We start from the raw sequence: 20,701 nt of genomic DNA, 5'->3' as shown, positions 1-20,701 counted from the left end.
GACTCAGGCTTCAGCTCAACAGCCCCTCGGTGGCGCCCGCCGGACTCTGCGCGCCGCGCCCCCTGTCGCTGTCATGGCGGTGGGGTGAAGGCGGTGGAGGCACGTCTACAGGCTCAGGTTTCTGCTAAGCGCCCCAGTCTCTAATCAACAGCCGTCGGACTATGCGCGCCGCGCCCCCTGTCGCCGTCATGGCGGTGGATTGGGACGCAGAGGCGCCGCTGCAAGCTGCGGCTCTGATGATGGGCCTTGAAACGCCCCGTTCGAAGCCGAATCCTTTCTTTTTCCCCGCTTCCCCGGTCCGGATCGCCCGGTTTCAGCCTGCCTGTGCGGCGGGGTGACCTTTTACTTTCATTTATCTTATTTTTACTCTGTTTTACTTAACAAAATCAGTGTAATCGTTTACATCTGTGTGAGCGAGATCGCCGATCACCGGGCAAAACTCCCCTACACTGCATGCGTTATCTGTTTCATGCAGGGAGAGAGAAGAATGCTCAGGGAGATTGTGGCCCGTCAGGACTGGCAGACCCAGGCGATTACCTCGGTGAATCGTCTGCCTGCCCATACCCCCTTGTTCAGCTGGCGCAGCGAGGCCGATGCCCGTGCCGGGCTCCCTTCGCCGTCCCGCATGCTGCTCGATGGCGACTGGCGTTTCTCCTTCTTCGAGGCCCCCGAGCTGGTGCCAGAGGCGTGGCTGAGTGGGGATCTGCCCGTTGCGACTCCCATCAGGGTGCCTGGCAACTGGCAACTGCAGGGGTTTGATCGCCCCATCTATACCAACATCAAGTACCCCTTCCCCTGCGATCCGCCCCGGGTGCCGGCCGAGAATCCCACCGGCTGCTATGCCCGCGAGTTTGAACTGCCCGTCGACTGGCTGGCCAGCGGCCAGACCCGCATCATTTTCGATGGGGTGGACAGCGCCTTCCATCTGTTCTGCAACGGCCGCTGGGTCGGTTACTCCCAGGACAGCAGGCTGCCCGCCGAATTCGATCTCGGCGACTTCCTGCAGGCAGGTCCGAACCGGCTGGCCGTGCTGGTGCTGCGCTGGTCCGATGGCTCCTATCTGGAGGATCAGGACATGTGGCGCATGAGCGGCATCTTCCGCTCTGTCAGCCTGCTGCACAAACCCGAGCGCCGGCTGCTGGACGTGCGGCTGACCCCGGTGCTGGACGCCTGTTACCGGGATGCCCGTCTCAAGGTGGCGCTGCAGGTCAATGAGGGCGCAGGGCTGGCGGTGGAGGCCAGGCTCTATTTCGGTGAGACCCTGATCGCCGATCGGCGCCAGCCGCTGGGCACTGGTGCCATCGACGAGAAGGGCGCCTACACAGACAGGGCCGAGCTGTGGCTGGAGGTAGCGGCGCCGCACAAGTGGAGCGCCGAGACGCCGCACCTCTATCGACTGACCCTGACCCTGCTGGACGAGCAGGGCGAGCCCATCGAAAGCGAGGCCCATGACGTGGGTTTTCGGGCGGTGGAGATCCGTGGCGGCCTGCTGAGGGTCAACGGCCAGCCCCTGCTGATCCGTGGCGCCAATCGCCACGAACACGATCCCGCCCTGGGCCATGTGGTGACCCCGGCCGCCATGGAGCAGGATCTGCGGCTGATGAAGCAGCACAACTTCAACGCGGTGCGCTGCTCCCACTACCCCAACCATCCCGAGTTCTACCGGCTGTGTGACCGGCTCGGCCTCTACGTGGTGGACGAGGCGAACCTTGAGACCCACGGCATGACCCCCATGGGGCGGCTGGCGCAGGATCCTGCCTGGAGCAGCGCCTTCCTCGAGCGGGTGACCCGCATGGTGGCGCGGGACTTCAACCACCCCAGCATCATCATCTGGTCGCTGGGCAACGAGTCCGGCTATGGTCCGGCCCACGACGCCATGTACCAGTGGGTCAAACGGGCGGATCCGAGTCGCCCGGTCCAGTACGAAGGGGGCGGGGCCGATACCCCGGCCACCGACATCATCTGCCCCATGTATGCCCGTACCCACCAGGATCAACCCTTCCCGGCGGTGCCCAAGTGGGCGCTGGCCAAGTGGATAGGCCTGCCGGAAGAGACCCGGCCGCTGATCCTCTGCGAATATGCCCACGCCATGGGCAACAGCCTGGGGGGCTACGCCCACTACTGGCAGGCATTTCGCGATCATCCCCGCCTGCAGGGCGGTTTCGTGTGGGATTGGGTGGATCAGGGGCTCGACAAGCAGACCGACGATGGCCGCCATTTCTGGGCCTATGGCGGTGACTTTGGCGATCTTCCCAACGATCGCCAGTTCTGCTGCAACGGCCTGCTGTTCCCGGATCGCACGCCGCATCCCGCCCTGTTCGAGGCGAAACGGGCCCAGCAGCCCTTCGTGCTGACCCTGCAAAGCCAGAAGCCGCTGACGGTGGAGATCGCCAGCGAATACCTGTTCCGTCTCACGGACAACGAAGTGCTGCGCTGGCAGTTGCTGGAGGACGGTGTGGTGCTGAGCCAGGGTGAATGCCCGCTCGCGCTGGCGCCCAGAGGCAGCGTGACGCTGACCCTGCTGGAGCGGCTGCCGGACTTTGCCGCAGGCTCCCTGGCCTGGCTGGATCTGGCCATAGTGCAGCCCACTGCCACGGCCTGGGCCGGGGCGGATCACGAGGTGGCGCGCCAGCAATGCCTGTTGCCGACCCCTCTGGCCATGCCGGTGACCCGGGCGCCCGCCCCCTTGAGCGAGCAGCCGGACCACTGGCTGGTGCGTGCCGCGGGCAGCGAGTGGCGGCTGGACAAGGCCAGCGGCCGCATCAGCAGCTGGCAGAAACAGGGCCGTGAGCGGCTGCGTGAGGCCATCGCCGATCACTTCTACCGGGCACCGCTCGACAACGACATCGGCACCAGCGAGGCGGATCACGCGGACCCCAACGCCTGGATTGCCCGCTGGCAGGAGGCCGGGCTCAATGATCTGCAGCACCGCTGCCTCGGCCTGGAGGCTAACCCCGATGGGGGGACGCTGGTCGCATCCCACGGTTACTTCGTCGGGGAGTCGCTGCGGCTGCTGACCCGCTGGCATCACAGCTTTGATGCCGACGGCGCCATGGCGCTGCGCATCGAGGTGGAGGTTGCCGCCGACATGCCGTCGTTGCCCCGGATCGGCGCCAGGCTCTGGCTGGCCGACGAGGTCGACGAAGTGAGCTGGCTGGGGCGCGGTCCCCACGAGAACTACCCGGACAGGTTGCTTGCCGCCGACCTCCATCGCTGGCAGTTGCCGCTTGCGGCCCTGCACACCCCCTATGTGTTCCCGACCGACAACGGACTGCGCTGCGATACCCGTGAACTGCAGCTTGGCGAGATTGTCGTCGAGGGCCAGTTTCACTTCAGCGTCAGCCGCTACAGCCAGCAGCAGCTGGCCCAGGCCCGTCATCAGACTGATCTGGTGGCCCGGGGGGGAGTGCACCTCTGTCTGGATGGCTTCCACATGGGGGTCGGGGGGGATGACTCCTGGAGCCAGAGCGTGCGGCCCGAATTCTGGTTGCCGCCCGGAAGTTACATCTGGAACTGCATTTTTCGCTAGATGGACTAGTCTTGCATGGTGTGGCTTCGAAAGAGGCCTTAACTTACATAACTATTTAATTTTTAACAATATTGCTTCTATGTAACAGAGTGTAAACGTTTTCATTTTGTTGCCATGATCACAGACCGCCATACAACAAACTGATTACATTAGGCTGGCGCCAGTTCAAATGGTGTACAGCATTCCCTACAAAAACAGATATTAGAGATCGGAGCATAACAATGAAAAAACTCACGACAGTTGCCACCTTGCTGATGGGACTGATGGCGGGAGCCCAAGCCCAGGCCGATACCCGTATCGGTGTCACCGTCTACAAGTATGATGACAACTTCATGGCCGTGGTGCGCAAGGCCATCGAGAAGGAAGCGGCAGCCAATCCCGGCGTGGAGCTGCTGATGAATGACTCCCAGAACGACCAGTCCAAGCAGAACGACCAGATCGACGTGCTGCTGGCCAAGGGCGTGAAGGCGCTGGCCATCAACCTGGTTGACCCGGCGGCGGCCCCTGTCGTGATCGAGAAGGCCCGTGCGGACGAGATCCCCGTGGTCTTCTACAACAAGGAACCGAGCGCGGCCGATCTGGCCAGCTATGACAAGGCCTACTACGTGGGTACCGATTCCAAGGAGTCAGGCATCATCCAGGGCCAGCTGATCGCCAAGCACTGGAAGGCACACCCCGAGTGGGATCTGAACAAGGATGGCGTCATCCAGTTCGTGCTGCTGAAGGGCGAACCGGGCCACCCGGATGCGGAAGCCCGCACCACCTACGTCGTCAAGACCCTGAATGACGGCGGCGTCAAGACAGAACAGCTGCACATGGATACCGGTATGTGGGATACCGCCATGGCGAAAGACAAGATGGACGCCTGGATCTCCGGCCCCAACGCCAACAAGATCGAAGTGGTCATCGCCAACAACGACGGCATGGCAATGGGCGCTGTTGAATCCCTGAAAGCCCAGGGCAAGACTGCCATCCCGGTGTTCGGCGTCGATGCCCTGCCGGAAGCCCTGGCCATGGTCAAGAGCGGTGCCATGGCGGGTACAGTGCTGAACGATGCGGCCAACCAGGCCAAGGCCACTTTCGAGCTGACCAAGAACCTGGCTGAAGGCAAGCCGGCCGGTGAAGGCACCAACTGGAAGATCGACAACAAGGTCGTGCGCGTTGCCTACGTGGGCGTAGACAAAGACAACCTGTCCCAATTCGAGTAATTCCTCCCCTCAGGGCAAGGGAGATCCCCTTGCCCTTTTTTCAACCAGATGTGATGGCTGATATGACAACACGGCAACAATCAGAATGGCTGTTGGAGATGATTGACGTCAGTAAGAGCTTTCCTGGCGTCAAGGCACTCGATAATGTCAATTTACGGGTCCGTCCTCATTCTGTGCATGCGTTGATGGGCGAGAATGGCGCAGGGAAGTCCACGCTGCTCAAGTGCCTGTTCGGCATCTACGAGAAGGATCAGGGCAAGATCTTCTTCAAGGGCGAGGAGATCAACTTCACCTCTTCCAAAGAGGCGCTGGAGAATGGCGTTTCCATGGTGCACCAGGAGCTGAACCTGGTATTGCAACGCACCGTGATGGACAACATGTGGCTCGGTCGCTACCCCACCAAGGGGTGGTTCATCGACCACGGCAAGATGTATGACGACACCAGGCGCATCTTCGACGAACTGGACATCGACATAGACCCGCGGGTCAAGGTCGGCACCCTCTCCGTCTCCCAGATGCAGATGATCGAGATCGCCAAGGCATTCTCCTATGACGCCAAGATCGTCATCATGGACGAACCCACCTCCTCCCTGACCGAGAAAGAGGTCAACCACCTCTTCAAGATCATCAACAAGTTGAAGGACAAGGGGTGCGGCATCGTCTACATCTCCCACAAGATGGAAGAGATCTTCCAGCTCTGTGACGAGATCACCATATTGCGGGATGGCCAGTGGGTGGCGACCCAGCCGCTCGAGGGCATGACCATGGATCAGATCATCGGCATGATGGTCGGTCGCGAGTTGACCCAGCGCTTCCCGGAGAAAACCAACCAGCCCAAAGAGGTGATCCTCGAAGTCGAGCACCTGACGGCCAAGAATCAGCCTTCCATCAAGGACGTGAGCTTCAACCTGCACAAGGGGGAGATCCTCGGCATCGCCGGTCTGGTGGGGGCCAAGCGCACCGACATAGTCGAGACCCTGTTCGGCATCCGCGATCACAGCGACGGTGTCATCAAGCTGCACGGCAAGGAGGTCGCCAATCGCAACGCCCATGAGGCGATCCAGAACGGCTTCGCCCTGGTGACGGAGGAGCGCCGCTCCACCGGGATCTACTCCCGTCTCGACATCGCCTTCAACTCCCTGATCGCCAACATGGACAACTACAAGGGATCCATGGGGCTGCTCAGCGACAACAAGATGAAGAGCGATACCCAGTGGGTCATCGACTCCATGCGGGTCAAGACACCGACCCAGCAGACACAGATTGGCTCCCTCTCCGGGGGCAACCAGCAGAAGGTGATCATAGGCCGCTGGCTGCTGACCCAGCCGGAGATCCTGATGCTGGATGAACCGACCCGCGGCATAGACGTCGGGGCCAAGTTCGAGATCTACCAGCTCATCCTGGAGCTGGCGAAGAAGGACAAGGGGATCATCATCATCTCGTCCGAAATGCCCGAACTGCTGGGGATCACCGACCGCATCATGGTGATGAGCAATGGCCGGGTCGCCGGGATCGTCAATACCAAAGAAACTGACCAGAGCGAGATACTGCGCCTGGCATCTCTGTACCTCTAGAGACAGGAAGACATTTATGGAGTCGGCTAAAAATTTCAATCTGATGCAGGCGCTCAAGGAAAACGCCATCTATCTGGTGCTGCTGGTGCTGCTCATGGTTATCGTGATCCAGGAGCCATCCTTCCTGAGCCTCACCAACCTCAGCAACATCCTGACCCAGTCCTCGGTGCGGGTCATCATCGCGCTGGGGGTGGCGGGCATCATCATCACCCAGGGGACGGATCTCTCGGCCGGTCGTCAGGTCGGTCTGGCGGCGCTGATCGCGGCCACCATGTTGCAGGCCCTGACCAACGTCAACAAGGTGTTCCCCAGTCTGGGTGAAGTGCCCATCCCGGCGGTGATCCTGCTGGTGTGTGCTGTGGGGGCCCTGATCGGTCTGGTCAACGGCCTGATCGTGGCCTACCTGAACGTGACGCCCTTCATCACTACCCTGGGCACCATGATCATCGTCTACGGCATCAACTCCCTCTACTTCGACTCGGTAGGTGCCTCCCCGGTGGCCGGCTTCGACCCCCGCTTCTCCAGCTTCGCCCAGGGCTTTATCCGGATAGGGGGATTCAAGCTCTCCTATCTCACCTTCTATGCGGCCATCGCCAGCGTCTTCGTCTGGGTGCTGTGGAACAAGACCCGTTTTGGCAAGAACATCTTCGCCATCGGCGGCAACCCGGAGGCGGCCAAGGTCTCCGGCGTCAACGTGGCGGTCAACCTGGTGATCATCTATGCCCTGGCCGGCGTCTTCTACGCCTTCGGCGGCATGCTGGAAGCGGGCCGGATCGGCAGCGCCACCAACAACCTCGGCTTCATGTATGAACTCGATGCCATCGCGGCCTGCGTGGTGGGCGGGGTTTCCTTCGCCGGCGGTGTGGGAACTGTCGCGGGTGTGATCACCGGCGTGCTTATCTTCACGCTGATCAACTATGGTTTGACCTACATAGGTGTCAGTCCCTACTGGCAGTTCATCATCAAGGGCGGCATCATCATCCTGGCGGTAGCCCTGGACTCCATGAAGTACGCCAAGAAGAAGTAAGCATTGGCAGGGGGGCCGGGTTATCCCGGCCCTTTCTCTTTGGAGGGAACCAATCCATGGCATTCAAAGTCAAGATCAACGCGCTGCTGCTGCTCGCCATCCTGGTCACCATCGGTACCGCCTGGTTTAGCGTCAACCACTTCATCAGCGGCTACATCCGCACCCAGGCCACCCAGAACATCAACGAGCAGATCACCCTGGTCAAGGAGAAGCTGGCCGGTGACATCAACCAGAAGGTGCTGCTGGCGGCGAACCTCAATCTCGGGGTGACCAGCGTCAAGAAGGCGCTGCAGGAGACCGGCTTTCACAACATCGTCAAGCTGATCGGCGACATGGCATTCGACGTGAACGGGGTCATCGACGACAAGGCCAGGGTCGAGGCTCTGCGCAAGCTGATCCCCGCCGCCAACAACCAGATCACCGTCAGCCCGCTGGAGCAGCTGGACGGCAAGCCGGTCATCTCCATCCTGGTGCCGCGCGGTGCCGATTCCGCCTACCTCTACTACCTCGACATGAGCGAGTTCAAGGCGCTGCTGGAGAAGGTGAGCGGGGAGGGACGCTACTTCTCCCTGAGCGACAGTCAGGGCCAGGTGCTCTACAGCAGCAAGCCACAGGGGGAGAGCGAGTCTCGCCCCAACCAGCTAGATATCCGTGGCAGTCAGTGGACCCTGACCGGTTACGTGGACCTCGATTACATCCGGTCCATGACCCGGTCCCTCAACGGCCAGATCATCATGGCGCTGTTCGGCGTGGCGATAGTGGTGATGGTGCTGGCGATGCTGGCGCTCAATGTGGCCTATAGGCCCATTCTCTCCCTGCGGGATCTGGTGCTGGAGCTCTCTCGCGGCAGCGGCGATCTGACCCGCCGGCTGACGGTGACCAGCACGGATGATCTCGGCCAGATCTCGGCGGGCATCAACCGCTTCATCGAGCGGCTGCAGGAGATGATGGGAGAAGTACGGGAAGCCAGCGGCCAGCTCAACAGCGGCATCGAGGGGCTGGCCAGTCAGACCGGCTCCGCCCAGGGACTGCTGGCGGATCATGTGCGGGAGACCGAGCAGGTGGTCACCGCCATCAACGAGATGAGCCGCACCGCGGTCTCCGTCTCCGAGAGTGCCGCCAGCACGGCCCAGCTGACCGGCCAGAGCCAGCAGCTCGCGAGCCAGTCGCGCCGGGTGGTGGATCAGGCCATGGCCAGCGTGACCGCCCTGGTGACCGAGGTGGAGACCACGGCCCACTCCATCGCCGCCATGCAGCAGGATGTGCAGCAGATAGGTTCCATCCTGGGGGTCATCGGTGGCATCGCCGAGCAGACCAACCTGCTGGCCCTCAACGCTGCCATCGAGGCAGCCCGGGCCGGTGAGCAGGGGCGCGGGTTTGCGGTGGTGGCCGACGAGGTACGCTCCCTGGCGGGGCGTACCCAGAAGAGCACGGCCGAGATCCAGACCATGCTGACCCGGTTGCAGCGGGGCACCCAGACAGTGGTGGCGGCCATGGGCAACACCCGGCAGAGCTGTCAGGATGCGGCAGAGAACACCAGCAAGGTGAATGCGTCGCTGGATCTGATGGCGGGGGAGGTGGTGGAGATCAACGATCTCATCAGCCACATCGCCACGGCGGCGGAGCAGCAGAGCGCGGTCGCCGAAGAGATCAACCGTAACATGAGCGCCATCGCCGAGGTGATCACTCAGCTCAAGGGCAATGGCGAGCGGACGGTGGAGAGTTCGACCTCGATGCAGCACACCTATGACAGGCTGCGGGAGATAGTGGGGCACTTCCGGCTGGAATAAGGTCGGTTGGACTGGTGATGGGCACCCTGGCCGCCGTGGTCAGGGTGACAGCGCACCGGGAAAGCGTGAAAAACGCCCAAAAAAGATGGGGGCGACTTGCGTCGCCCCCGATAGTCTTATCGCTCATATCCTTGAACGAAGTTGCTCCCTGCAATCCCTGACTATACCTCTTCCTTTAGGTTTCCCCTTCCCAATCCTTTGGGGTGTCCTTTAGCCATCATGGCCTGACGAGTCATCCGTTCCCGTCGCACTTTCTCCGTCCTGGGAGGTGTCCTTTACCACATCCTGTGGTGAGTCCATTTGCCCAACCCTGGCAGCCAGTCTTCCTGACCGACTTCATTGCGTCCGTGCAGGAGTAACTATAAGGATTTCCCGGGGGACGACAACGGCATGTTGAAAAACGTTTTTGCCAAACTCGTTTCTCGAGAAATGATAATGATGTTATTTCTTTTTGGATCAATATCTTGTGATTTTTAAGTGCGGCTTTTTTGCGCCTATCTTCCGACTATGGCGAGAATTTTTGAGGCGCTTGGCTTACACCTGTCATGGCGAATGTCTCACAGCCCGTTTAACTGAGGTTCAGAAAAGTCACCAGGGTCAGAGTCGATCGCGGATAGGCGAGTCGGGGCCGGCAGCATCCAGGTCGGAGGCGCCTGTGCCAGGTCGGGTTGAGGGGGAACACGGAGGGTTGCATGGGGTTGCTGGCCGGAAGCGGCTAACAGGAGCTGGCTATAGGGGGAAGGGTATGCCGGTGTGGGACGCTGACAAGCCAGGAGGAGGGATCCTCCCCCTGGGGGCAGTATCAGTGGTGCTGCTGACCGCCATACCATTGGCACAGATAGGCGGGGATCAGCATCTGGGGGGCCTGGTCAACATGGCACACCACCAGCGGCATGGCGGGGGCGCCCTGGGCCTGAACCAGGGCCGGTGTCATGGGCAGAACCAGGGCGACCAGCAGAAACAGCGACTTGATCTTCATGGTTATCTCCTTGGTGATAGAAAATAGCGTGATCTTGATCACTTTCTGAGTTAAGGCGAACCAGGGAGCAGCGCAAGGCGGCGCAATAAATTCAACTAATGAAAAAACTTTAAAACCCGGATGCAATGGCGCTGGTGAGAAAAGCATCACCAGGATGCGCTCAGAATGCATATCCATATAAAGGAGATGCGATGAGTACCACAGCACGGAGGGCTGTCCGTGCGGGTTGGCGCCGATGCCATGATCTGGGACAAGAGATGGATTATTCAGACGAAGGGATGCAGATGACTATTTATGTGACGAGGGGAGGGAGTATTTATGAGGATAAATGCATGGATGAACGCATAAAATTCAAACAAAAAATAAAATGCATCTATGCTCATGTTTTTATTGGCGATTTATAATTACGAATATCCATTTATAGATATCACACATGAATGAAAACGCTATCTTGGCGAAATAAAAGCTGCCTTTATTGCGTAAACATGCGGTCAGCATTAATGGGTAAATGTCATTTATGTAAACTCCATCATAAATTAACTCCTGATTTTATTCAGTCTCGAGTGAATGTGATCAATGTCTAAGTTTGCAGTGATTGCTAGTCCTAACCTCTATCACGAAAGGCAAGGGCAGGATAGAACACAAGCTGAATACCCTACATAAAGAATATCCCGCCTTAGCCACGAGCCAGAATAGAAGGAATCTATTCAATCACTCGCAGGGACCACTGCTAGACGGAATATAATCATGAGCAAATTTTATGTAGGTTCTGAAGTTGGCCAATTGCGCCGCGTCATGCTGCACCGCCCCAACCTCAGTCTGAAGCGTCTGACCCCTTCCAACTGCCAGGATCTGCTGTTCGACGATGTCCTGTCCGTTGAACGTGCCGGTCAGGAGCACGACAAATTCGCTCAGGTACTGCGCGATCAGAATGTCGAAGTCTTCCTGCTGACCAACCTGCTGGCCGAAACCCTGGATGTGCCGGAAGCCAAAGCCTGGCTGCTGCAACACCAGGTCTCCGATTATCGCCTCGGCACCGCCCTGGCCAACGACGTGCGCTGCTTCCTGGCGGACATGCCGCACCGCGAGCTGGCCCGCATCCTCTCCGGTGGCCTGACCTACTCAGAGATGCCCTACAGCGGTGTCAACATGGTGGTCGGCATGCACGCCCCGACCGACTTCATCATAGAGCCGCTGCCCAACCACCTCTTCACCCGTGACACCTCCTGCTGGGTCTATGGCGGCGTCTCCATCAACCCCATGGCCAAGGCCGCCCGTCGCCGCGAGACCAACCATGTGAAGGCCATCTACCGCTGGCACCCGCAGTTTGCCGGTCAGGACTTCATCAAGTACTTCGGTGACGAGGATCGCGACTACGACAACTCCACCATCGAAGGGGGCGACGTCCTGGTCATCGGCCGTGGCGCCGTGCTGATCGGCATGTCCGAGCGCACCACACCGCAAGGGGTGGAGCACCTGGCCCGCGGCCTGTTCAAGCACGGTCAGGCCAAGCAGGTCATCGCCATGCAACTGCCGAAACACCGCAGCTGCATGCACCTGGACACCGTCATGACCCACATGGACATAGACACCTTCTCCGTCTATCCGGAAGTCATCCGCAAGGACGTGAACTGCTGGAGCCTGACCCCGGGCGGCGCCACCGGCATGAACATCAAGGAAGAGGGCTACTTCGTCACCGCCATCGAGAAGGCGCTGGGCGTGGATCAGCTCAAGCTCATCACCACAGGCGGTGACAGCTTCGAGGCCGAGCGCGAGCAGTGGAATGATGCCAACAACGTGCTGACAGTACGCCCCGGCGTGGTGGTGGGTTACGAGCGCAACACCTACACCAACGAGAAGTACGACAAGGCCGGCATCACAGTGCTGCCCATCCCGGGTGAAGAACTGGGACGTGGCCGCGGCGGCGCCCGCTGCATGAGCTGCCCGATGGAACGTGACGGCATCTGACAAGACGGCGTGGCGCCGGCAGAGGCTGGCGCCACACACACCAAGACTCGAGAGTAACACTCATGAAAAAACCAACTGTCGTCGTCGCCCTGGGTGGCAATGCCCTGCTCCGTCGTGGCGAGCCCCTCGAAGCTGACATCCAGCGCAAGAACATAGCGACCGCCGCCAAGACCATCGCCCGGATCGCCGAGGATTACAACGTGGTGCTGGTGCACGGCAACGGCCCGCAAGTCGGCCTGCTGGCCCTGCAGAACAGCGCCTACACCAAGGTCTCCCCCTATCCCCTGGATGTGCTGGGCGCCGAGTCCCAGGGCATGATCGGCTACATGCTGATCCAGGAGCTCAAGAACCTGATGCCGAGCCGCAACGTCACCGCGCTGCTGACCCAGGTGCAGGTCGACCCCAAGGATCCGGCGTTTGCCAATCCGACCAAGTTCATCGGCCCCGTCTATGAGGAAGCCGAAGCCCGCGCCCTGGCTGCCGAGAAGCAGTGGAGCGTCAAGGCAGACGGCAAGTTCTTCCGCCGTGTGGTGCCGTCCCCGCTGCCCCAGCGCATCGTCGAAGGCGATGCCATCGAAACCCTGATCGCCCAGGGCCACCTCATCATCTGTACCGGTGGTGGCGGCATTCCGGTGACCTGGGATGGCCAGTGCCTGACCGGCATCGAAGCCGTCATCGACAAGGACATGTCTGCCGCCTACCTGGCCAAGCAGATCAAGGCCGATGCCCTGCTGATCCTGACCGACGCCGATGCCGTCTACCTGGATTGGGGCAAGCCGACCCAGCACCCGCTGCGGGTCACCAGCCCGGCCGAGCTGGCCGGGGTCAAGTTCGATGCCGGCTCCATGGGGCCCAAGGTCGAAGCCTCCTGCGAATTCGTCAAGGCAACCGGCGGCATGGTCGGCATAGGTTCCCTGGAAGATGGCCTCGCCATCCTCAAGGGGGAAGCCGGCACCAATATAGTCGCCACCCATACCGTGAATGCTTGAGTCGTTGAATCACTGCGTAGTTAACAACACTGCCCGAATTGGTCTGACACAAATATAGAGAGAACTCATCATGGCTTTTAATCTGCGTAACCGTAACTTCCTGAAACTGCTGGACTTCACCCCGCGCGAAATCCAATACATGATCGATCTGGCCATCGACCTGAAAAAAGCCAAATACGGTGGCTATGAGCGCAAGCACCTCACCGGCAAGAACATTGCCCTGATCTTCGAGAAGACCTCCACCCGTACCCGCTGCGCCTTTGAAGTGGCGGCCTTCGACCAGGGCGCCCAGGTCTCCTACCTCGGCCCAAGTGGTTCCCAGATCGGTCACAAGGAGTCCATGAAGGACACCGCCCGTGTGCTGGGTCGCATGTATGACGGCATCGAGTACCGTGGCTTCGGTCAGGAGATCGTGGAAGAGCTGGGCGCCCATGCCGGCGTGCCGGTCTGGAACGGTCTGACCAACGAATTCCACCCGACCCAGATCCTGGCCGACTTCATGACCATGCTGGAGCACGGCAAGGGCAAGCGCCTGGATCAGATCAAGTTCGCCTACCTGGGCGACGCCCGCAACAACATGGGCAACTCCCTGATGGTCGGTGCCGCCAAGATGGGCATGGACATCCGCCTGGTCGCGCCGAAAGCCTTCTGGCCAGAAGAGGAGCTGGTTGCCAAGTGCCGCCAGATCGCCGAAGAGACAGGTGCGCGCATTCACCTGACCGAAGACGTGAAGGAGGGCGTGCTGGGTGCCGACTTCCTCTATACCGACGTCTGGGTCTCCATGGGTGAAGCGAAGGAAGCCTGGGACCAACGGGTCAAGCTGATGACCCCCTATCAGGTCAACATGGACGTCATCAACGCCACCAAGAACCCGGATGTGAAGTTCATGCACTGCCTGCCGGCGTTCCACAACGACGAGACCACCATGGGCAAGGAAGTGGCCGACAAATATGGCATGAAGGGTCTGGAAGTGACCGAGGACGTGTTCGAATCCGAGCACAGCATAGTCTTCGACGAGGCCGAAAACCGGATGCACACCATCAAGGCAGTGATGGTTGCTACGCTGGGCGACTGAGGTCGCAGTAGTGGTGCCGGGGGGTGACCCCCGGCTTTTCGACCATGTGACGGCGGCATAATACCTCTAACCCTACGACCCGCAGATACATGGATACCACACCCACAGAAGGAAGCTGGACCATGACCAAATTCAAGTTCCCGTCAGCCTACACCATATTGTTTGTGCTGATCGCCCTGGTGGCCGCCCTGAGCTGGATAGTGCCGGCCGGCAAATACGACATGGTAATGAATGAAGCCCTCGGCAAGGAAGTGCCGGTGGCAGGCACCTACAAGCTGGTGGATGCCAATCCCCAGGGGATCGTCGACGTGCTGCTGGCACCCATCGACGGCCTCTACAACCACGACACCTATGAGGCAGGCGCCATCGACGTCTCCCTCTTCATCCTGATCATCGGCGGCTTCCTTGGCATTGTGACCAAGACTGGTGCCATCGATGCCGGTATCGAGCGCGTCACCGATCGTCTGCGTGGCCGCGAGGAGTGGATGATCCCGATCCTGATGGCGCTGTTCGCCGCAGGGGGCACCATCTACGGCATGGCGGAAGAGTCACTGCCCTTCTACACCCTGCTGGTGCCCGTGATGATGGCCGCCCGCTTCGACCCTGTGGTCGCCGCCGCAACCGTGCTGCTCGGCGCCGGTATAGGGACGCTCGGCTCCACCATCAACCCGTTCGCCACCGTGATTGCCGCCAACGCGGCCGGCATCTCCTTCACCGACGGCATCTGGCTGCGGGTTGCCATGCTGGTGGCCGGCTGGCTGCTGTGCGTGGCCTACGTGATGCGTTACGCCAAGATGGTGCGCAACGATCCGAGCAAGTCCCTGGTGGCCGACAAGTGGGAGGAGAACCGTGCCCACTTCCTCGGCAACAAGAGTGACCAGATGCTGGAGTTCACTCTGACTCGCAAGATAGTGCTGGGTATCTTCGTCGCCGCCTTCGCCGTGATGATCTACGGGGTGGCCGTGCTCGGCTGGTGGATGGCGCAGATCTCCGGCGTCTTCCTGGCTGCCGCCATCATAGTCGGCCTCATCTCCCGCATGAGCGAGGAGGAGTTGACCTCCAACTTCATCGACGGTGCCCGTGACCTGCTCGGCGTGGCCCTCATCATAGGTATCGCCCGCGGTATCGTGGTGGTGATGGACAACGGCATGATCACCCACACCATCTTGAACAGTGCGGAAGGCATAGTGACCGGCCTCTCCACAGTGGTGTTCATCAACGTGATGTTCGTGCTGGAGGTGGTGCTCTCCTTCCTGGTGCCGTCCTCCTCCGGTCTGGCGGTGCTGACCATGCCGATCATGGCGCCCCTTGCCGACTTCGCCAACGTGGGTCGCGAGCTGGTGGTGACCGCTTACCAGTCCGCCTCCGGTCTGGTGAACCTGGTGACCCCGACCTCCGCCGTGGTCATGGGTGGCCTGGCCATCGCCAAGGTGCCCTATGTGCGCTGGCTGAAGTGGGTGGCGCCCCTGCTCGGTATCCTGACCGTGCTGATCGTGGTCTGCCTGAGCCTGGGGGCCGTGCTCTCCTGAGGGATGACAAGCAAGATGCAACGGGAGCCTGCGGGCTCCCGTTTTTTTATGGTCAGGATGACAGGCAACAAAAAGGCGACCCAGGGGTCGCCTTGCTGCAAGCGGGCTTGGCTTAGCGCGCCTGCTCCAGGGTGCGCACCACGGCGGCATGGGCCTGGCGGGTGCGGCTGATGTGGCGCGGGGCTATCAGCACCACGTCGTTGCCGGCCACGGCCCCCAGGATCTCGGGATCGGCGTGGCGATCCAGCAGGCGGGCCACCACGGTCGCGGCCCCCGGGGTGGTGTGCACCAGCACCATCTGCTGGTTGTGCACCACGGCGCGCACCATGTCGTGCACGGAGCGGGTGCTGCCGGCGGGTTCCAGCTGCTCGTCAACTAGCGTGTAGACTTTCTTGCCGTTGGCATTCTGGGCCTTGGCGACGCCGAGGCGGCGCAGCAGGCGGGAGATGGTGGACTGGCTGATGTCGGCGAAGCCGCGCTCCGCCAGCTCGCGGCGGATCTCTTCCTGGGTGCTGTAGCAGTGCTGGCCGATGATCTGGCGGCAGGCATCGAGCTGGGCCAGGTCGGACTCCTGTTCCGGGGGGCGACTGAGGGTCTTGACCATGGCGACTTCCTTTGACGATGACAGATGGCTATGGCGCTCAGTCTGTCATGCCTGTTTTTCATAGCGAAAAACACTGATGACGAGCATTTCGGTAGGTGATGAGCGATGTCTAGCCGTTGCGAGATGGCAAATTATAACCAAAGGGGGAATAAGTGATGTGACAGGGGTCAAAAATGGGCCCGATAGGGCCCACATGGATATCAATTGCAGGCGGAAAATCAGTAGCGTTCGCTGACGATGTCCTGGGTGAAGGATTTCTCGCAGTATTTGCACTTCATGCGCACCGCGCCCTTCACTTCGCGCACCCGGAAGTAGCTGTCCACCGGCTCGTTGTGGGAGATGCAGTTGGAGTTGGGGCAGTGGAAGACCCCGGCGATGAACTCCGGCAGCTTCAGCTGGTGCTTCTTCACCACGGCGAAGTCTTCGATGATGTTGACGGTCGCGGTCGGGGCAAACAGCGCCAGCTGGTTGGCCTGCTGCTCGGTCAGCCGGGTGTTCTCTATCTTGATGAGATCCTTCTTGCCCAGGGCGCCGGATTTCAGGTTGAAGCCGACGGTGATCCGCTCCTGGGTCTCGATCAGCTGGAACAGCTTGAGGATCTTGATGCCCTGGCCGGCGGGGACGTGGTCGATGACGGAGCCGTGACGGATGGCTTCGACTTGCAGTTGGTTCTTCTCGGACATGATGTTCCCCTTTTCCCTTAGACGGTTTCGTTCAGTACCAGTGCCAGCAGCGCCTGGCGTGCATAGACCCCGTTTTCCGCCTGCTGGAAGTAGTAGGCGTGGGGGGTCTTGTCGACGGCGACCTCGATCTCGTCGACCCGGGGCAGGGGATGCAGGATCTTCATGGTGGGCTTGGCCCCTTCCAGGGTCGCCAGCTCCAGCACGAACTTGGCGGCCATGTGCTTGTACTCTGTCTCGTCGAAGCGCTCTTTCTGGACTCGGGTCATGTAGAGGATGTCGAGCTCCGGCATCACCTCTTCCATGGTCTCGTGGACGCTGAACTGAATGCCCTTCTCCTCCAGCTCTTCGCAGAGGTAGTCCGGCATCGCCAGGGCTTCCGGGGAGATGAAGAAGAAGCGGCAGTTGAACAGGCTCAGGGCCTGGGCCAGGGAGTGGACGGTGCGGCCGTATTTCAGGTCACCGACGAAGGCAACGTTGAGGCCGTCCAGCTTGCCTTGGGTCTCATGGATGGAGAAGAGATCGAGCAGGGTCTGGGTCGGATGCTGGTTGGAGCCGTCACCGCCGTTGATGACAGGCACCCGGGAGAACTCGGAGGCCAGACGGGCGGCGCCCTCCTTCGGGTGGCGCATCACCACGGCATCGGCATAGGAGCCGATGATCTTGATGGAGTCGGCCAGGGTCTCGCCCTTCTTGGCGCTGGTGTTGCCGCCGTCGGCGAAGCCGATGATGTTGCCGCCGAGGCGCTGTACCGCGGTCTCGAAGGAGAGACGGGTACGGGTGGAGGCCTCGAAGAAGCAGCTGGCGACCAGCTTGTCTTTCAGCAGGCGGGTGTCGGGTTCGGCCTTCAACCGCTGTGCGGTGGCGACCACCAGTTCCATGTCGGACCGGGTCAGGTCCGAGATGGAGATGACGTGTTTGTTATAGAGTGGATTGGTCATCGTCTGCATTCCCTTTGACATCAATGAAGGTTTTTCTGGCACAAAAAAAAGCCCCTGAAACAGGGGCTCTTTTTAAAAACAACTGGGGATCTGTGGGTCGGAAACCGGAAACAACGGGGCCGCTCTGGTGCGCTCCACCCGTCTGCAAGGCTGCTTTTTTCATCAAAAACGGCATCGTCCTGTCCCGACCTTTTTCAAAACCGGACAGATTATAGGGCTGGTTTTTGAATTGTCAAAAATTTATTTCAGAGGCAGGATTTGCCGGTAAAAACGTTTGAGTGTCGCGAACGGGTCGACAAATCCAGACCTGGTGCTCGGGCTGCAGCGGCAGGCCGTCTTCGGCCATGCTGCGCAGATAACCGAGCCTGTGGTGCCCCTCCAGCAGGCAATATGGCTGCGGCAGGGGTTGGCCATCTGGGTAGCAGGCACCGGGCTCGGGGGCGAGCACTATGATGGGCTCGGACCAGGTGCCCCGGCTCAGCATGTCCTCGCCGAGCCAGGAGCGGCGCACATAGCGGTTGCTGCGCAGCATCTCCCCCCAGCGCTCGATCACCTCCATGTGGCGGGAGCCTATCTGGCTCACGACCTGGGCCGTGTCCCAGGCTTCGCACTCGAAGTGGTGGCGGGCGAGGTCGATAAAGCTCCAGTTGGACTCAAAACCGCGCCAATGACGGTAAATCCATTGGGTCAGCACATTTTGGGGAATGAAGGGCACCAGGGGAGAGACCCGCTCGAGATAGTCAGGCAGGGACTCGGTTTTGCGCTCATCCCGGAAGTTGAGGGGCGCAAGTTGTTGAAGCAGGCGGTAATTGAGCATGAACGACCTCCCTGTAGCTGGTTTCACCCTACCCCCATTTATGCCCCATTCCTACCCCGGCGGGACTGCAAATACAGCAAGTTACCCCGGCTGGTTGCGGGAATTGCCGCGATTTGCTCGTGAATTGTTCGATCGCATCGAAAGTGAGAAAAAAGCCTTTACCTTTGATCCCGGCTTTGTATAATTCGCCTCGTTTGTTGCAGGGGCGTAGTTCCAATTGGTAGAACAGCGGTCTCCAAAACCGATGGTTGCGGGTTCGAGTCCTGCCGCCCCTGCCATTTTCAGAAAGGCCAGCTCATTGAGCTGGCCTTTCGCATTTCTGCCTTTCCCGCTTTCTGCGGCGACCCCGCTCCGCTTCTCCTCCTGACACCTTGGCTTCCCCTGCCTTTCAAGGGCCTGGCCCAGTTGCTCTTCGCTAGTCGCTATTGCCGCCTTCTGCCCTGTCGTTTCTGGCAGTCGTGCCGTCCGCGTCCCTGTGCTACACCACATGAGCTGCGCCGCGCGCTGCCTGAGGGGTACGTGGCGGTTCGTCAGCATGGATGCTCAAGCCGTGGATTCTGGGCGTGAAGACAATGCGAGGAGATGAGTCATGAACAAGGCCGTTGAAACCCGACTGAACAAGTCTCGCCCCGGTGGCTGGGTGCCACAGGATCAGGCCCACATCACACGCTGGATCAAGCGGCTCCAGCTGTATGTGGCGCAGCAACCGCGGCCGCTGGTGGCCCCCATCGCCCAGCTGCAGGATCTGGTCAGGTCGGATCCCCTGCTGCACGCCCAGGCCTATGCCATGTTCAAGGAGGCCTGGCGTCACGAGCACCTGACGCCGCTCGGGCAGATCGAGCTGAAGAGCTTCGACGACTTCCTGATCCTGCTCAACGGCATCATGACCACGGCACCCGAGGCCTATCAGGATATCCCGAGCCAGTCCCCCTCCGGGCTCATCGGCTTCCCCATCAACGCCCTGCTCGACTGGCCCATGGCGACCCGCTCCGGCTATCTGTTCTTTGCCAATACCTTGATCAACCAGCAATTCAAGAAGATCCTCGGCTACTGGGCGCAGTTTCTGCAAAGCCCGGCCTCCCGCTATGTGCTGACCGAGCCGGTCAGCCGGCTGGATCGGGAGACTCTGATAGTACCCTGGCTCGGCCAGCTGGCTCAGGCCGAGATGGTGCAGGTGGCCCGCTCCGCCCTGGGGGAGGGCGCCAACCCCACGCCCGCCAGCTTCGAGCAAATCTTCCAGTGCAATCCTGCGGATCCCCACTATGGCTTCGGCTGCTGGGATGAGTTCTTCACCCGCACCTTCCGCCCCGGCGTGCGGCCGGTGTCGGCGCCGGAGGACGACGGCGTCATCGTCAGCGCCTGCGAGTCGGCCCCGCTGCAGGTGAAGAGCGGGGTGAGCCGCAGCGATCGCTTCTGGCTCAAGGGTCAGCCCTATTCCCTCGACAACATGCTCGACTTCGATGACACGGCGCCGCTGTTCGACGGCGGCACCGTCTATCAGGCCTTCCTCAGCGCCCTGAGCTATCACCGCTGGCACAGCCCGGTGAGCGGCACCATCCGCAAGGTTAGGGTGGTCAATGGCACCTACTACCTGGAGAACCAGTATGAGGGCTTCCTCGACGCCGACGGCGCCGATCCCAGCGCTCCCAACAACTCCCAGCCCTTCCTCACCTCGGTGGCGACCCGGGCGCTGATCTTCATCGAGGCCGACAACCCCAGGATAGGCCTGATGTGCGTGGTGCCGGTGGGGATGGCGGAGGTATCGAGCTGCGACATCACGGTGAAGGAGGGGGACAGGGTGAAGAAGGGAGATCAGCTCGGCATGTTCCACTTCGGCGGCTCCACCCACTGCCTGCTGTTCCGCAAGGGGGTGGAGCTGGCGTTCGACTTCCATGGCCAGACCCCGAGCCTGGAGGCCACCAACCTGAGGGTAAACACCGCCATTGCCCGGGTGAAGTAGAGAGCGCGCCAGACATAGCGAAGAGGCTGCC

General features: G+C 60.7%; 17 protein-coding genes and 1 tRNA gene. 13 read left to right on the top strand and 5 right to left on the bottom strand.

What is annotated here, in order from left to right:
- Positions 1–487 precede the first annotated feature (487 nt).
- From HB860_RS18260 to HB860_RS18240, 5 genes are all read left to right on the top strand, one after another.
- Positions 488–3,529, top strand: a complete 3,042-nt coding sequence (locus tag HB860_RS18260; protein WP_247627540.1) for a beta-galactosidase — start codon at positions 488–490, stop codon at positions 3,527–3,529.
- Positions 3,530–3,750: 221 nt separating this feature from the next.
- A complete protein-coding gene (mglB, locus tag HB860_RS18255) occupies positions 3,751–4,737 on the top strand; it encodes a galactose/glucose ABC transporter substrate-binding protein MglB (protein ID WP_025328672.1) in 987 nt (328 codons plus the stop codon).
- A 53-nt stretch (positions 4,738–4,790) separates the two neighbouring features.
- A complete protein-coding gene (mglA, locus tag HB860_RS18250; RefSeq protein WP_247627539.1) occupies positions 4,791–6,311 on the top strand; it encodes a galactose/methyl galactoside ABC transporter ATP-binding protein MglA in 1,521 nt (506 codons plus the stop codon).
- A 16-nt stretch (positions 6,312–6,327) separates the two neighbouring features.
- Positions 6,328–7,338, top strand: a complete 1,011-nt coding sequence (gene mglC / locus HB860_RS18245) for a galactose/methyl galactoside ABC transporter permease MglC (RefSeq protein WP_041206572.1) — start codon at positions 6,328–6,330, stop codon at positions 7,336–7,338.
- A 56-nt stretch (positions 7,339–7,394) separates the two neighbouring features.
- On the top strand, positions 7,395–9,128 hold the full coding sequence (locus HB860_RS18240; protein ID WP_139437967.1) for a methyl-accepting chemotaxis protein: 1,734 nt from the start codon (positions 7,395–7,397) through the stop codon (positions 9,126–9,128).
- Positions 9,129–9,930: 802 nt separating this feature from the next.
- On the opposite strand, the gene HB860_RS18235 is transcribed toward HB860_RS18240, so the two are convergent.
- A complete protein-coding gene (locus HB860_RS18235; protein ID WP_139437965.1) occupies positions 9,931–10,107 on the bottom strand; it encodes a hypothetical protein in 177 nt (58 codons plus the stop codon).
- Positions 10,108–10,298: 191 nt separating this feature from the next.
- On the opposite strand from HB860_RS18235, the gene HB860_RS18230 reads away from it, so the two are divergent.
- From HB860_RS18230 to HB860_RS18210, 5 genes are all read left to right on the top strand, one after another.
- Positions 10,299–10,511 (top strand): hypothetical protein, encoded by a 213-nt coding sequence (locus HB860_RS18230; RefSeq protein ID WP_247627538.1) that lies wholly within the window; start codon positions 10,299–10,301, stop codon positions 10,509–10,511.
- Between the two features lie 343 nt (positions 10,512–10,854).
- Positions 10,855–12,075 (top strand): arginine deiminase, encoded by a 1,221-nt coding sequence (arcA, locus tag HB860_RS18225; RefSeq protein ID WP_025328667.1) that lies wholly within the window; start codon positions 10,855–10,857, stop codon positions 12,073–12,075.
- 62 nt (positions 12,076–12,137) lie between these two features.
- Positions 12,138–13,064: a carbamate kinase gene (gene arcC, locus HB860_RS18220; RefSeq protein ID WP_247627537.1), complete on the top strand. Its 927-nt coding sequence runs from the start codon at positions 12,138–12,140 to the stop codon at positions 13,062–13,064.
- 70 nt (positions 13,065–13,134) lie between these two features.
- On the top strand, positions 13,135–14,139 hold the full coding sequence (gene argF / locus HB860_RS18215) for an ornithine carbamoyltransferase (protein ID WP_202047623.1): 1,005 nt from the start codon (positions 13,135–13,137) through the stop codon (positions 14,137–14,139).
- 122 nt (positions 14,140–14,261) lie between these two features.
- Positions 14,262–15,668, top strand: coding sequence for a YfcC family protein (locus HB860_RS18210; protein ID WP_139437958.1), 1,407 nt, complete (start codon positions 14,262–14,264; stop codon positions 15,666–15,668).
- Positions 15,669–15,780: 112 nt separating this feature from the next.
- Here the strand turns inward: HB860_RS18210 and HB860_RS18205 are convergent, their stop codons facing one another.
- The 4 genes from HB860_RS18205 to HB860_RS18190 all read right to left on the bottom strand — a co-directional run bounded on the left by HB860_RS18205 (position 15,781) and on the right by HB860_RS18190 (position 18,710).
- Positions 15,781–16,272: an arginine repressor gene (locus HB860_RS18205; RefSeq protein WP_025328663.1), complete on the bottom strand. Its 492-nt coding sequence runs from the start codon at positions 16,270–16,272 to the stop codon at positions 15,781–15,783.
- A 218-nt stretch (positions 16,273–16,490) separates the two neighbouring features.
- Positions 16,491–16,955 (bottom strand): aspartate carbamoyltransferase regulatory subunit, encoded by a 465-nt coding sequence (gene pyrI / locus HB860_RS18200; RefSeq protein ID WP_005324452.1) that lies wholly within the window; start codon positions 16,953–16,955, stop codon positions 16,491–16,493.
- A 17-nt stretch (positions 16,956–16,972) separates the two neighbouring features.
- Entirely contained in the window at positions 16,973–17,893 is a 921-nt protein-coding gene (gene pyrB, locus HB860_RS18195; RefSeq protein ID WP_005324450.1) for an aspartate carbamoyltransferase, read from the bottom strand.
- Positions 17,894–18,125: 232 nt separating this feature from the next.
- On the bottom strand, positions 18,126–18,710 hold the full coding sequence (locus HB860_RS18190) for a hypothetical protein (protein WP_139437956.1): 585 nt from the start codon (positions 18,708–18,710) through the stop codon (positions 18,126–18,128).
- Here HB860_RS18190 and HB860_RS18185 point away from each other — a divergent pair.
- The 3 genes from HB860_RS18185 (at position 18,709) to HB860_RS18175 (ending at position 20,670) form a co-directional block, all read left to right on the top strand.
- Positions 18,709–18,894: a hypothetical protein gene (locus tag HB860_RS18185; RefSeq protein WP_247627536.1), complete on the top strand. Its 186-nt coding sequence runs from the start codon at positions 18,709–18,711 to the stop codon at positions 18,892–18,894. The genes HB860_RS18190 and HB860_RS18185 overlap by 2 nt on opposite strands.
- 17 nt (positions 18,895–18,911) lie before the next feature.
- A tRNA-Trp gene (locus tag HB860_RS18180) sits at positions 18,912–18,988 on the top strand.
- A gap of 311 nt (positions 18,989–19,299) precedes the next feature.
- Positions 19,300–20,670, top strand: a complete 1,371-nt coding sequence (locus tag HB860_RS18175; protein ID WP_247627535.1) for a phosphatidylserine decarboxylase family protein — start codon at positions 19,300–19,302, stop codon at positions 20,668–20,670.
- The last annotated feature ends 31 nt before the right edge of the window (positions 20,671–20,701 follow it).

This window comes from Aeromonas genomosp. paramedia (assembly GCF_023093515.1).
Classification (GTDB): domain Bacteria; phylum Pseudomonadota; class Gammaproteobacteria; order Enterobacterales; family Aeromonadaceae; genus Aeromonas.
This window is presented reverse-complemented; position numbering and strand designations above follow the sequence as displayed.

Coding starts and splice junctions, on each gene's coding strand:
- HB860_RS18235 (WP_139437965.1), bottom strand. CDS start 10,107: ATGAAGATCAAGTCGCTGTTTCTGCTGGTCGCCCTGGTTCTGCCCATG.
- pyrB (WP_005324450.1), bottom strand. CDS start 17,893: ATGACCAATCCACTCTATAACAAACACGTCATCTCCATCTCGGACCTG.
- pyrI (WP_005324452.1), bottom strand. CDS start 16,955: ATGTCCGAGAAGAACCAACTGCAAGTCGAAGCCATCCGTCACGGCTCC.
- HB860_RS18185 (WP_247627536.1), top strand. CDS start 18,709: ATGAACGACCTCCCTGTAGCTGGTTTCACCCTACCCCCATTTATGCCC.
- mglC (WP_041206572.1), top strand. CDS start 6,328: ATGGAGTCGGCTAAAAATTTCAATCTGATGCAGGCGCTCAAGGAAAAC.
- HB860_RS18240 (WP_139437967.1), top strand. CDS start 7,395: ATGGCATTCAAAGTCAAGATCAACGCGCTGCTGCTGCTCGCCATCCTG.
- arcC (WP_247627537.1), top strand. CDS start 12,138: ATGAAAAAACCAACTGTCGTCGTCGCCCTGGGTGGCAATGCCCTGCTC.
- HB860_RS18230 (WP_247627538.1), top strand. CDS start 10,299: ATGAGTACCACAGCACGGAGGGCTGTCCGTGCGGGTTGGCGCCGATGC.
- mglB (WP_025328672.1), top strand. CDS start 3,751: ATGAAAAAACTCACGACAGTTGCCACCTTGCTGATGGGACTGATGGCG.
- HB860_RS18210 (WP_139437958.1), top strand. CDS start 14,262: ATGACCAAATTCAAGTTCCCGTCAGCCTACACCATATTGTTTGTGCTG.
- HB860_RS18175 (WP_247627535.1), top strand. CDS start 19,300: ATGAACAAGGCCGTTGAAACCCGACTGAACAAGTCTCGCCCCGGTGGC.
- HB860_RS18190 (WP_139437956.1), bottom strand. CDS start 18,710: ATGCTCAATTACCGCCTGCTTCAACAACTTGCGCCCCTCAACTTCCGG.
- HB860_RS18205 (WP_025328663.1), bottom strand. CDS start 16,272: ATGGTCAAGACCCTCAGTCGCCCCCCGGAACAGGAGTCCGACCTGGCC.
- HB860_RS18260 (WP_247627540.1), top strand. CDS start 488: ATGCTCAGGGAGATTGTGGCCCGTCAGGACTGGCAGACCCAGGCGATT.
- arcA (WP_025328667.1), top strand. CDS start 10,855: ATGAGCAAATTTTATGTAGGTTCTGAAGTTGGCCAATTGCGCCGCGTC.
- mglA (WP_247627539.1), top strand. CDS start 4,791: ATGGCTGATATGACAACACGGCAACAATCAGAATGGCTGTTGGAGATG.
- argF (WP_202047623.1), top strand. CDS start 13,135: ATGGCTTTTAATCTGCGTAACCGTAACTTCCTGAAACTGCTGGACTTC.